8 protein-coding genes and 2 riboswitches are annotated in these 12,729 nt (G+C 74.5%); of the genes, 7 read left to right on the top strand and 1 reads right to left on the bottom strand.

The annotated features are described in order from the left end of the window. The first annotated feature begins 31 nt into the window (after positions 1-31). The 6 genes from HHX35_RS22915 (at position 32) to HHX35_RS22895 (ending at position 7,794) form a co-directional block, all read left to right on the top strand. Positions 32-1,510 carry a serine/threonine-protein kinase gene (locus HHX35_RS22915; protein ID WP_182900808.1) on the top strand — a complete coding sequence of 493 codons (1,479 nt, stop codon included), beginning with the start codon at positions 32-34 and terminating at the stop codon, positions 1,508-1,510. Between the two features lie 62 nt (positions 1,511-1,572). Further along, a riboswitch (cobalamin riboswitch) is annotated at positions 1,573-1,696 on the top strand. 52 nt (positions 1,697-1,748) lie between these two features. Continuing rightward, positions 1,749-3,269: a cobyric acid synthase gene (locus HHX35_RS22910; protein ID WP_182900807.1), complete on the top strand. Its 1,521-nt coding sequence runs from the start codon at positions 1,749-1,751 to the stop codon at positions 3,267-3,269. Continuing rightward, positions 3,263-3,820, top strand: a complete 558-nt coding sequence (locus HHX35_RS22905) for a histidine phosphatase family protein (RefSeq protein ID WP_182900806.1) — start codon at positions 3,263-3,265, stop codon at positions 3,818-3,820. Before HHX35_RS22910 ends, HHX35_RS22905 begins: the two co-directional genes overlap by 7 nt. After that, the gene (locus HHX35_RS22900; RefSeq protein ID WP_182900805.1) at positions 3,817-5,847 is read left to right on the top strand and encodes a VWA domain-containing protein; all 2,031 of its coding nucleotides are present in this window, start codon (positions 3,817-3,819) and stop codon (positions 5,845-5,847) included. The genes HHX35_RS22905 and HHX35_RS22900 overlap by 4 nt, the downstream gene beginning before the upstream one ends. Before the next feature lies 1 nt (position 5,848). Beyond that, positions 5,849-6,451 (top strand): cob(I)yrinic acid a,c-diamide adenosyltransferase, encoded by a 603-nt coding sequence (cobO, locus tag HHX35_RS42690; protein ID WP_220505757.1) that lies wholly within the window; start codon positions 5,849-5,851, stop codon positions 6,449-6,451. Continuing rightward, the gene (locus HHX35_RS22895; protein WP_310739237.1) at positions 6,448-7,794 is read left to right on the top strand and encodes a cobyrinate a,c-diamide synthase; all 1,347 of its coding nucleotides are present in this window, start codon (positions 6,448-6,450) and stop codon (positions 7,792-7,794) included. The genes cobO and HHX35_RS22895 overlap by 4 nt, the downstream gene beginning before the upstream one ends. On the opposite strand, the gene cobN is transcribed toward HHX35_RS22895, so the two are convergent. Then, the gene (cobN, locus tag HHX35_RS22890; RefSeq protein ID WP_182900803.1) at positions 7,752-11,339 is read right to left on the bottom strand and encodes a cobaltochelatase subunit CobN; all 3,588 of its coding nucleotides are present in this window, start codon (positions 11,337-11,339) and stop codon (positions 7,752-7,754) included. The two genes, HHX35_RS22895 and cobN, sit on opposite strands and share 43 nt — an antisense overlap. 53 nt (positions 11,340-11,392) lie before the next feature. Continuing rightward, a riboswitch (cobalamin riboswitch) is annotated at positions 11,393-11,515 on the bottom strand. A gap of 72 nt (positions 11,516-11,587) precedes the next feature. On the opposite strand from cobN, the gene cobG reads away from it, so the two are divergent. Beyond that, positions 11,588-12,727 carry a precorrin-3B synthase gene (cobG, locus tag HHX35_RS22885; RefSeq protein ID WP_182900802.1) on the top strand — a complete coding sequence of 380 codons (1,140 nt, stop codon included), beginning with the start codon at positions 11,588-11,590 and terminating at the stop codon, positions 12,725-12,727. The last annotated feature ends 2 nt before the right edge of the window (positions 12,728-12,729 follow it).

Here is a 12,729-nt window from a genome sequence, read left to right as displayed (position 1 = left end):
GGTGAGGGGAAAACGGGCCGAGGAGGGCTGCATGCCTGCGGTGGGGCCGTTGCTCACGGGAGATCCGGCCGAGATCGGCGGCTATCGGCTGGAGGGCCGCCTCGGCGCGGGCGGCCAGGGGGTGGTCTACCTCGGCCGTACGGCCGAGGGCGCGCCGGTGGCGGTCAAACTGCTGCACGAGCCGGCGTACGGGGGCCGGCCGGGGGACGAGGACGCCCGCCGCCGCTTCGCGCGGGAGATCGCCGCCGCGCGGCGGGTCGCGCCGTTCTGCGTGGCTCGGGTGCTCGACTTCGACCTGGACGGCCCGCGGCCCTACGTCGTGAGCGAGTACGTGGAGGGCCCCACGCTGCAGCACGCGGGGCGGCGGTCCGGGCCCGCCCTGCACCGGCTGGCCGTCGCGACCGCGACCGCACTCGCCGCCGTGCACCAGGCCGGGATCGTCCACCGCGACTTCAAACCCGCCAACGTGCTGCTGGGGCCCGACGGTCCGAGGGTCGTCGACTTCGGGGTCGCCCGCCGTCTCGGCGCGACCACGGCGACCGGTGGCACCGTCGGCACGCCCGCCTACATGGCGCCCGAGCAGATCGCCGGCGAGCCGCCCGCGCCCGCCTGGGACGTGTTCGCGTGGGGCGGCGTGATGGTGTTCGCCGCCACCGGCAGGCCGCCGTTCGGCGACGACGCGCTTCCGGCCGTGCTGAACCGCGTGCTCACCAAGGAGCCCGACCTCGGCGACCTGGAAGAGCCGTTGCGCTCCATCGTCGCGCTGGCCCTGCGCAAGAACCCCGCGGAGCGCCCGGGCATCCTCGACATCACGATGCGACTGCTCGCCGCGGTGCCGGAGGGGACCACCGGAGACATCCCGGGCGTGCTCACCACCGCGGGGCATCCCGTTCATCCGGAACCGGACACCATCCCCTCACGGCGGGGCTCCGGCCGCCGCCGTGGACTGCTCGCGGGGGCGGCGGTCACGCTCGCGGCCGCGACGACGGGGGCCGTGCTGCTGTCCGTGCTCCCGTCCGAAGGCGTCGCCGACGGTGACGCACGGCACACGGCTGCCGCCGTCACTCCGGCCCCCTCACCCACCACGGCACTCACAGGAACACCCACACGGGCACCCACGCCGACACCGACACCGACGCCGACACCGACGCCCGCCGCGCGCGTGCCCCTGCGCTTCACGGCTCGCTTCGCGGGCGTGTGGCGCGGCAGGGTGGACTACGAGCCCGGGGCGTACGACACGCTCGTGCTGACCGTGCCGAAGGGCGGCGACACCGTCACCGAGCAGTTCGTCGACTACCGGTGCGTGGGCAGGTCCGAACTCCAGGTGGTCAGCGGGACGACCGTACGGCTGAAGCGGGTGTCGATGCGGGGCAACTGCGTGCGCAACGGCACGATCTACCTCACCGTCCACGACAATGGGACGATGACCTTCGACTACAACGGGCACGGCGAGAACACCGTGACGAAGAACGAGCCGTTCTACATGATCGCCACACTGAAACGCACATAGCGGCACACTTGCGGGACATCCGGCACGAAGGTGTAGGTTGACCACCGCAAGCGACGGACGCGGAGGAAGCCGGTGTGAATCCGGCGCGGTCCCGCCACTGTCACCGGGGAGCGACCTTCACCCACGCCACTGCCCCGCATGGGCGGGAAGGCTGAGGGAAGCGCCGATCCGGGAGCCAGGATACTCCGGCCGTCGGACCTTCTACCGGGGGCGCGGACACCCCCAGGGGGGACGTCCCATGGACGTGGCGCCCGGCGGCGGCCTGCTTGTCGCGGGCACCACCTCCGATGCCGGGAAGAGCGTGCTGGTGGCCGGGCTGTGCCGGTGGCTGGCCCGCCGCGGCGTACGGGTCGCGCCGTTCAAGGCGCAGAACATGTCACTGAACTCCTACGTCACGGCCGACGGCGCGGAGATCGGGCGGGCGCAGGCCGTGCAGGCGGCCGCCTGCGGGCTGGAGCCGACAGCCGACATGAACCCGATCCTGCTCAAGCCGGGCAGCGACCGCCGCAGCCAGGTCGTCGTCCGCGGACGGCCGGTCGCGGACGTGGACGCGATGGAATACGGCGCGCGCCGCGACGAGCTGCGCGCGATCGCCGTGGAGTCCTACCGGCGGCTGGCCGACGAGTTCGACGTGGTGATCTGCGAGGGGGCGGGGTCCCCGGCCGAGATCAACCTCCGGGCGGGGGACATCGCGAACATGGGGCTGGCCAGAGCCGTCGGGCTGCCTGTGATCATCGTGGGCGACATCGACCGCGGCGGCGTCTTCGCGCACCTGTACGGCACGGTCGCCCTGCTCGACGCCGTCGACCAGGCGCATATTTCCGGATTCATCGTGAACAAGTTCCGGGGCGCGCGGGAGCTGCTCGCGCCGGGGCTTGACATGATCGAAGGGCTGACCGGGCGCCGGGTCTACGGGGTCGTACCGTGGCTCGACGGGCTGTGGATGGATGTCGAGGACTCGCTGTCGCTCGACAACCGGCCCGCGAACACGGGGAGCGCGGCGGCTGACGGCGCGTTGCGGGTGGCCGTCGTGCGGTATCCGCGCATCTCCAACTTCACCGACGTGGACGCGCTGGCCGCCGAGCCGGGGGTCACGGTCGACTTCGTCACCTCACCCGCCGCCTGCGCCGACGCGGACCTGCTCGTTCTGCCGGGCTCGCGGGCCACAGTGCACGATCTGGCCTGGCTGCGCGACACCGGTATCGCCGACCTCGTCGTCCGCAGGACGGGCCCGGTGCTCGGGATCTGCGGCGGGTATCAGATGCTCGCCCGCACCATCACCGACCACGTGGAGTCCGGCGCGGGCACGGTGCCCGGCCTGGGGCTGCTCCCCGCCGACGTCGCGTTCGCGAGGGAGAAGACGCTCGGGCGACCGGCCGGCGAGGGCTACGGGCACCCGGTACGCGCGTACGAGATCCACCACGGAGTCGTCACCCGCGACGGCGGTGAACCGTTCCTCGACGGGTGCCGGGTCGGAAACGTGTGGGGCACGACCTGGCACGGGGCGCTGGAGAACGACGGGTTCCGGCGAGCCTTCCTCGGGGAGGTGGCGCGGGCGGCGGGGCGGGAGTTCCGGGGCGATCCGTCGCTGTCGTTCGCGGGGCTGCGGGAGGCGCGGCTGGACGCGCTCGGAGACCTGGTCGAGCGGAACGTCGACACCGGCGCACTGGTCTCGCTCATCGGGAGCGGGCCCACGCCCGGCCTGCGGACCCTGCCGCCCGGTGAGAGCGGTGCGAGCGGAGCGGCCGGCCCATGCTGATCATCCGCCAGGCGGGGACGCCGGGCACGCGGCGCGCCTGTTTCCCGGCACCCGAGGACGCCGATCCGCCGGGGCTGGCGCGGGCCGCCACGCTGACCCTTCCCGATGAAGCGGTGGTCTTCGCCGCGCCCTGGCCCGCGGCTGTCGCGACCGCACGGGCCGCGTCAGGGCGGGAGCCGATCGTGGTCGGGGCGCTCGCCGAGGCCGATTACGGCACGTGGGCGGGACGGCCGTTCGCGGAGATCGCGGAGACCGAACCCGAGGGTCTCGGCGCCTGGCTGACCGACCCCGACGCCGCCCCGCACGGCGGGGAGAGTCTCGCCGAGCTGGGCGCGCGGGTGGCCGCGTGGCTGGAGTCGGTGCACGTGGACGCCGCCCGCGTGGTCGCCGTCTGCGACGCCGGGCCCGTCCGGGCCGCACTCGCGCACGCGCTCGGCCTGACCGCGACGCGGGCCGCCTTGTTCGACATCGCCCCGCTGTCCCGCACCGAGCTGGCCGCCCGGCCGGGCGGCTGGCGGATCGCTCACGTCAACCGGAAGGCCGCCCTGTGAACCCCGCCTATCCGTTCAGCGCCGTCGTCGGGCTCGCCGATCTGAAGCTGGCCCTGGTGCTCAACGCGGTCTCGTCCCGGGTCGGCGGCGTTCTCGTCCGCGGGGAGAAGGGGACCGCGAAGTCCACGATCGTGCGTGCGCTGGCGGCGCAGCTGCCGCAGGTCGCGGTGGTGGCGGGGTGCCGGTTCCACTGCGATCCCGGGGCGCCGGACCCCCGCTGCCCCGACGGGCCGCACGAGCCCGACGCGGCCGGAGCGCTGCGGGCGGCGTCCCTCGTCGAGCTTCCGGTGGGGGCCTCCGAGGATCGGCTGGTCGGTTCGCTCGATCTGGAACGGGCGCTGACCGAGGGCGTGAAGGCGTTCGAGCCGGGGCTGCTCGCGGCGGCCCATCGCGGCGTGCTCTACGTGGACGAGGTCAACCTCCTGCACGACCATCTCGTGGACCTGCTGCTCGACGCGGCCGCGCTCGGGGTCTGCTACGTCGAGCGGGAGACCGTCTCGATACGGCATGCCGCGCGGTTCCTGCTCGTGGGGACCATGAATCCGGAGGAGGGTGAACTCCGGCCGCAGTTGCTCGACCGGTTCGGACTGACCGTGGAGGTGCGCGCGACGCGGGAGCCGGACGAGCGGGCCGAGGTCGTACGACGGCGCTTCGCGTTCGACGCCGATCCGGAGGGGTTCGCCGCGCGCTGGGCCGCGGAGGAGGCCGCCCTGGCCGCACGGATCGCGCGTGCCCGTGCCGTCCTCGGGTCGGTGCGGCTGCCCGACTCGCGACTGCGGCAGATCACCGCCGTCTGCGCGGGGTTCGAGGTGGACGGGCTGCGGGCCGATCTCGTCACGGCGCACGCCGCGGTCGCGCACGCGGCCTGGCAGGGCCGGGACGTGGTGACCCGTGAGGATGTCCGGGTGGCGGCCCGGCTGGCACTGCCCCACCGGCGTCGCCGGGACCCGTTCGACGCGCCCGGCTTGGACGAGCGTCTTCTCGACGAGCTCCTGAACCAGACCGAGCCCGCCGCCACCGATGATCACGATCCCGATGATCCCGGGGGTCCGGAGGATCCCGATGACTCCGGCGGGCCCGGCTCCGGCCCCGGCCGGCCCGAGGCGCCGGACGGCTCCGGCGACTCGGGCGCCGGCGACGGCGCCCCCGAAGTCGCCCCCGAAGGCACCCCCGGAGGCACTACGGGCGCCCCCGAAGGATCCGGCTCCGCCACCGGCTCCGGCGACCGCCCCCAAGACGTGGCCGCGGCCGGTGTTCCCTTCCGCGTTCCCGTTCTCAAGGTCGCCGGAGTCGGAGCGGGCGTCGCGGGGCGGCGGTCGAGTGGCCGGGGACGGCACGGCCGGACGATCGGGACCCGCGTCCCGACCGGCGCGGGCCCCGCCGCCGTCGACCTCCCCGCGACCCTCCTCGCCGCCGCCCCGCACCAACTCCGCCGCGGCAGGCGCGGCCCCGGCCTGGTCCTCAAGCGGGACGACCTGCGCGAGCCCGTCCGCGAAGGCCGCGAAGGCAACCTCGTGCTGTTCGTCGTGGACGCCAGCGGCTCGATGGGCGCGCGCAGGCGGATGACGGCCGTCAAGACGGCGGTGCTGAGCCTGCTGCTGGACGCGTATCAGCGCAGGGACAAGGTCGGCCTCATCGTCTTCCGGGGAGCGGGCGCGACGGTCGCACTCCCCCCGACCTCGTCGGTCGAAGCCGGCGCGGCCCGCCTCCGAGCGCTCCCGACGGGTGGCCGCACCCCGCTCGCCGAGGGCCTGGCCACCGCCGCCGAGGTGCTCCGCGTGGAACGACTCCGCGACCCCGACCGCCGCCCCCTGCTGGTCGTCGTGACCGACGGCCGCGCGACCTCCGGCGGCGACGTGACCCGCGCGGCCGCCGCGCTCGCCGGTGTGACCTCGGTGGTCGTGGACTGCGAGAGCGGCCCGGTCCGCCTGGGCATGGCGCACGCGCTCGCCCTGCGACTGGGCGCGCGCGTGCTTCCGCTGGAGTCGCTCGGTGACCTCGTACGCGATCGAAGGAAGGCGGGCTGACATGCCGCAGGGCAAGCCGGAGAACGTACCGGACGACGGCCTGACGACCCGGCAGCGCCGGACGAGGCCGCTGCTCATGGTCCACACGGGTCCGGGGAAGGGCAAGTCGACGGCCGCGTTCGGGATGGCGCTGCGCGCCTGGAACCAGGGCTGGCCGATCGGTGTGTTCCAGTTCGTGAAGTCGGCCAAATGGCGGGTGGGCGAGGAGCGCGCGCTGACCGTGCTGGGCGCGAGCGGCGAGGGCGGCACGGTCGCCTGGCACAAGATGGGCGAGGGCTGGTCGTGGATCCAGCGGCCGGGCACCGAGGCCGACCACGCGGCCGACGCGCGCGAGGGCTGGGAGCAGATCAAGCGCGACCTCGCGGCGGAGACCTACCGGTTCTACGTGCTGGACGAGTTCACCTACCCGCTCAAATGGGGATGGATCGACCTCGACGACGTGCTCTCGGCGCTCGCCGGCCGACCGGGTGCGCAGCATGTCGTCATCACCGGCCGCGACGCCCCGGCCGGGCTCGTCGAGGCCGCGGACCTCGTCACGGAGATGGGCAAGGTCCGCCATCCCATGGACGCCGGCCAGAAGGGTCAGAAGGGCATCGAGTGGTGACGGGCGTCCCACGTCTCGTGATCGCGGCCCCGGCCTCGGGAAGCGGCAAGACGACCGTGGCCACCGGGCTGATGGCGGCCCTGGCGGCGCGCGGGCTGCGCGTCGCGCCGTTCAAGGTGGGGCCCGACTACATCGATCCGGGTTATCACACGCTGGCCGCCGGGCGTCCCGGCCGCAACCTCGATCCCTGGCTGACCGGCGAGGGCCGGGTGACGCCGCTGTTCCTGCACGGTTCCGCGGGCTGTGACATCGCGGTCGTCGAGGGCGTGATGGGGCTGTTCGACGGGCGCGGCGAGGGCGACTTCGCCTCGACCGCGCACGTGGCGCGGCTGCTCGGCGCACCCGTGATACTCGTGGTGGACGCCGGGAAGCAGAGCAGGTCGGTGGCGGCGCTGGTGCACGGGTTCGCGACGTTCGACTCGCGGGTGCGGGTGGCGGGCGTGGTGCTGAACCGTCTCGGGTCGGCCCGCCACGAGGAGCTGTGCCGGGCCGCGCTGGAGGAGACCGGGGTGCCGGTGCTGGGGGCGGTCCGCCGCGACGACGACGTGATGACGCCGTCGCGGCACCTCGGGCTGGTCCCGGCGGCCGAGCGGCTGCCCGCCGCCGTGTCGGCGGTGGACCGGCTCGGCGCGCTCGTGGCGGGCTCATGCGATCTGGACGGTCTCGTACGCCTCGCCGCGACCGCGTCCCCACTCACCGGACAGCCGTGGGACCCGTCGGACGGACACGAACCCGGCGAACGGCGGGTGGTGGCGGTCGCGGGCGGTGCGGCGTTCACGTTCGGCTACGCCGAGCACGTCGAGATGCTGGCCGCCGCCGGGGCCGAGGTCGCCGTGTTCGATCCGGCACGCGACGAGTCCCTGCCCGAGGGCGCGTCCGCACTGGTCGTGGGCGGCGGTTTCCCCGAGGTGTACGCGGCGGAACTGTCGGCCAACGAGCGGCTGCGCGCCGAAGTGGCGGCCTTCCCCGGCTCGGTGGCGGCCGAGTGCGCGGGACTGCTCTATCTCTGCGAGGAGCTGGACGGCCGTCCCATGTGCGGCCGGGTGCCGGGCGTGGGGCGGATGACCGACCGGCTGACGTTGGGCTACCGCGACGCCGTGGCCGTACGCGACACGCTGCTGACCCGGCAGGGCGAGCGGCTCCGCGGCCACGAGTTCCACCGGACCATCGTCACCGGCGGCGAACAACCCGTCTTCCGGTGGCGAGGCGGCGCCGACGGGGCCGGCGACGCCCGGCTCACCGCGTCTTACCTGCACCTGCACTGGGCGGGCGCGCCACAGCTCGCCCGGCGACTGCTGGCCTACGCCGAACCCTCCTCAAGGTCGCCCTCGATCGCGAGGTAGGCGTCGCGCAGCCCGGCGAGCACGTCGGGGTCGGGGTGCTCCCACATGCGCCGCTCGGCGGCCTCGAGCAGGCGCTGCGCGATGCCGTGCAGCGCCCAGGGGTTCGACTTGGCCATGAAGTCGCGGTTGACCGGGTCGAGCACATACGTCGAGGCGAGCGTGTCGTACATCCAGTCGGCTACGACGCCGGTGGTGGCGTCGTAGCCGAACAGATAGTCCACGGTCGCGGCCAGCTCGAACGCGCCCTTGTAGCCGTGGCGGCGCATCGCGGCGAGCCAGTTGGGGTTGACGACCCGGGCGCGGAAGATCCGCGCGGTCTCCTCCGACAGGGTCCGGGTGCGGACGGCGTCGGGGCGGGTGCTGTCGCCCACGTACGCGGCGGGCGCGCGGCCCGTCAGCGCGCGGACGGTCGCGACCATGCCGCCGTGGTACTGGAAGTAGTCGTCGGAGTCGGCGATGTCGTGCTCGCGGGTGTCCACGTTCTTGGCGGCGACGGCGATGCGGCGGTAGGCGTTCTCCATATCCTCACGGGCGGGCGCTCCGTCGAGGTCGCGGCCGTAGGCGTAGCCGCCCCAGACGGCGTACACCTCGGCGAGGTCGGCGTCGTCGCGCCAGTTGCCGCTGTCGATGAGCGGCAGCAGGCCCGCCCCGTACGCCCCCGGGCGCGACCCGAACACGCGCAGCGTCGCACGCCTGGCGTCGCCGTGCACGGCCCGATCGGCGTCCACGTGGGCGCGCACGTAGTTGTCCTCGGGACTCTCGCCGAGCCCCGCGACGAGCCGGACGGCGTCGTCGAGCATCGCCACCACGTGCGGGAACGCGTCCCTGAAGAACCCGCTGATGCGCACCGTCACATCAACGCGCGGGCGGCCCAGCTGGTCCAGCGGCACCGGTTCGAGCGTGGTGACGCGCCGCGACGCCTCGTCCCAGACGGGCCGTACGCCGAGCAGCGCGAGCACCTCGGCGATGTCGTCACCGGCGGTGCGCATCGCGCTGGTCCCCCACACCGACAGCCCGACCGAGCGCGGCCACTCGCCGGTCTCCGCGCGGTAGCGGGCCAGCAGGGAGTCCGCCATGGCCTGCCCGGTCTCCCAGGCGAGGCGGCTCGGCACGGCTCGCGGGTCGACGGAGTAGAAGTTGCGGCCGGTCGGCAGCACGTTGATCAGCCCGCGCAACGGCGACCCGGACGGCCCTGCGGGCACATATCCACCGGCGAGCGCGTGCAGCACGTGGTCGAGTTCGTCGGTGGTACGCGCGAGCCGCGGCACCACCTCGGTCGCCGCGAACGTCAGCACCCGCGCGACCGCCGGGTCGTCCGCGACGTCGGCGACGGCGGCCGGATCCCAGCCGCGTTCCTCCATGGCGGTGACGAGCGCGCGGGCCTCGGCCTCGACGCGGTCCACGACGCCGGTCGCGGCGCTGCCGTCCTCGGTCAGGCCGAGGGCCTCGCGCAGGCCGGGCAGAGTCTCGCGGCCGGCCCACATCTGGCGGGCGCGCAGCATGGCCAGCACGAGGTTAACGCGGGCCTCGCCGGTCGGGGCCGCGCCGAGGACGTGCAGGCCGTCGCGGATCTGCGCGTCCTTGACCTCGCAGAGCCAGCCGTCCACGTGCAGGATGAACTCGTCGAACTCCGCGTCGTGCGGGCGCTCGGACAGGCCGAGGTCGTGGTCGAGGCGGGCGGCCTGGATGAGGGTCCAGATCTGGGCGCGGATCGCGGGCAGCTTCGCCGGGTCCATCGCCGCGATCGTCGCGTGCTCGTCGAGCAACTGCTCCAGGCGGGCGATGTCGCCGTACGTCTCGGCCCGGGCCATCGGCGGCACCAGGTGGTCCACGAGAACCGCGTGCGCGCGGCGCTTGGCCTGGGTGCCCTCGCCGGGGTCGTTCACCAGGAACGGATAGACCAGCGGCAGGTCGCCGATCGCCGCGTCGGTGCCGCAGGAGGCCGACATGCCCGCCGACTTGCCGGGCAGCCACTCCAGATTGCCGTGCTTGCCGACGTGGACCATGGCATGCGCGCCGAATTCCGCCGACAACCACCGGTAGGCCGCCAGGTAGTGGTGGCTGGGCGGCAGGTCGGGGTCGTGGTAGATCGCGATCGGGTTCTCCCCGAAGCCGCGTGGGGGCTGGACCATCACCACGACGTTCCCGCTGCGCAGCGCCGCGAGCACGATGTCGCCCTCGTGGACGAACAGCTCGCCGGGCGGGGCGCCCCAGTGGCGTTCCACGTCGGCGCGCAGGTCGCCGGGCAGGGTGTCGTACCAGGCGCGGTAGGTCTCGGCGGGGATGCGCACGGGGTTGGCGGCGAGCTGCTCCTCGGTGAGCCAGTCCTGGTCCTGGCCGCCCGCGGCGATGAGCGCGTGGATCAGGGCGTCGCCGTCCTGCGCGGCCTGGCCGGGGAACCCGTCGCCGAGGTCGTAGCCCTCCTCGGCCAGGCGGGCCAGCAGTCCGACCGTGCTGGCCGGGGTGTCCAGGCCGACGGCGTTGCCGACCCGCGAGTTCTTCGTCGGGTACGCCGACAGCATCACGACGAGCTTCTTGTCCGGCGGGGGCACGTGACGCAGCAGGCCGTGCCGGACGGCGATGCCCGCGACCCGGGCCGCGCGTTCGGGGTCGGCGACGTAGACGGTCAGGCCGTCGTCGTCGATCTCCTTGAACGAGAACGGCACCGTGATGATCCGCCCGTCGAATTCGGGGATCGCGACCTGCGAGGCGGCGTCCAGCGGGGACAGGCCGTCGTCGTCGGCCTCCCAGTCGGCGCGGCCGGTCGTCAGGCACAGACCCTGCAGGATCGGCACGTCGAGGCCGGCGAGCGCGCCGACGTCCCAGGCCGCGTCGTCCCCGCCCGCCGACGCGGTCGCGGGCCGTGAGCCGCCCGCCGCGAGCACGGTCACGACGAGGGCGTCCGCGCGGCGCAGCACGTCGAGCAGCTCGGGCTCGGCGGTGCGCAGCGAGGAGCAGAAGACCGGCAGCGCCCGGCCGCCCGCGTCCTCGATCGCGTCGCACAGCGCGGTGACGAAGCCGGTGTTGCCCGCCATGTGGTGCGCCCGGTAGTAGAGCACGCCGATCACCGGGCCGTCGCCCGGCCGGGAGTCGCGTTCGAGGACGCCCCAGTTCGGAGCGGCGGCCGGGGCCGCGAAGCCGCGACCGGTCAGCAGGACCGTGTCCGACAGGAACGCGTGCAGCTCGGCGAGGTTGGCGGGGCCGCCGTGCGCGAGATAGGCGTGCGCCTCGGCGCACACGCCCCCGCTCACACCGCCGCTCACCGTGGACAGCTCCATCAGCTCCGCGTCCGGGGCCTGCTCGCCGCCGAGGACGACCACCGGGCGCGGGCCCGCGAGCAGGGCGTCCAGCCCGTCCTCCCAGGCGCGCCGCCCGCCGAGCAGCCGGACGACCACGAGGCCGGCCCCCTCGATCAGCACGGGCAGGTCGTCCACGGCGAGCCGGGACGGGTTCCCCAGGCGGAACGCCGCCCCGCTGGCGCGCGCGCTCAGCAGATCGGTGTCCGACGTGGACAACAGCACGATGAGTGGCTCGTCCGCGCGCATGGCACAGTCCTCCCTCGGGGTCCTCGCCCCGGGTCGTGGCGGCACGACGGCAGGAGTCTCCTGGCTCCCGGATCGACGCTCACCCCGGCCTTCCCGTCTTCCGACAGTGGCCGTGTGGTGGGGTTCGCTCCCCGGTCACAGTGGCGGGACCGCGCCGGATTCACACCGGCTTCCTCCGCTTGCCATCGTTCATCGCAGACCCTACGGGACGGAGGCCCTATCGAAAAACTGGCGTTAGCATCCTGCTTGTGGTCATAGGTGGCATTTCCGGACGCGCGGCTCGGGACGCCTGCCCCGGCGCGCTCCAGGTGCACGCCGCCGCGGACGGGGCGCTGGCCCGCGTCCGCGTGCCCGGCGGCGCCCTGACCATCGACGCGCTGCGCGAGCTGGCGGCCTGCGCCGGGGAACTGGGCAGCGGGATCATCGAGCTCACGTCACGCGCCAACGTCCAGGTGCGCGGGCTGGCGGACCCGGCCGCGTTCGCCGCGCGGATGGCCGCCGCCGGGCTGCTGCCGTCGGCGACCCACGAACGCGTGCGCAACATCGTCGCCTCGCCCCTCAGCGGCCGGTCGGCTACGGGCGTCCTCGACGTCCGGCCGCTGGTGACGGCGCTGGACGCGGGCCTGTGCGGGCGTCCGGCGCTGGCCGGCCTGCCCGGCCGGTTCCTGTTCGCACTCGACGACGGCACCGGCGACGTCCTCGGGCTCGGCGCGGACGTGACGCTCGCCGCGCACGCCCGCGGGGATCTGACGCTCCTGCTCGCGGGCGAACCGGTCAGCTCGGTGACCGCCGACGCCGCCGTCGCGGTCGCTCTCGCCGCCGCGGAGGCGTTCCAGTCGATACGCGGGGACGCCTGGCGCGTGGCCGAGCTCCCCGACGGCCCCGCGACGATCGCCGCCCGCCTTCCCGGTGCCGCGCCCGTGGCCGTGGCGGCTGCCGAGCCGCGTAAGGGCGGGGTGTCTCCGCAGGTGGACGGGCGGGTCGCGGTCGACGTGATCGTGCCGCTCGGCAGGCTCACCACCGCGCAGGCGGGCCTGCTCGCCGACCTGCCCCCCGCCGAGGTGCGGCTGACGCCGTGGCGTACCGTCGTGCTGCCCGATCTGGTCCCCGAGGCGGCCGGGCCGGTGACCGCCGCGCTCACCGGAGCGGGGCTGGTGACCGATCCCGCCTCTCCGTACGCCAGACTGTCGGCCTGCACCGGGCGGCCCGGCTGCGCGAAGGCCCTGGCCGACGTCCAGGCCGACGCCCTGCGCTGGGCGGAGTCCGGCACGCCCGCCCTGCGGGGTGGGGCCATGCACTGGGCCGGGTGCGAGCGCCGCTGCGGGCGTCCGCGCGGGCGGGTCACCGACGTGGTCGCCACGCCCGGCGGCTACCGCGTGAGTCACTGAAC

Source organism: Microbispora sp. H10830 (assembly GCF_014161375.1).
Classification (GTDB): Bacteria; Actinomycetota; Actinomycetes; order Streptosporangiales; family Streptosporangiaceae; genus Microbispora; species Microbispora catharanthi.
The sequence above is the reverse complement of the archived record's forward strand: the minus strand, read 5'-3'. Positions and strand labels throughout refer to the sequence as shown.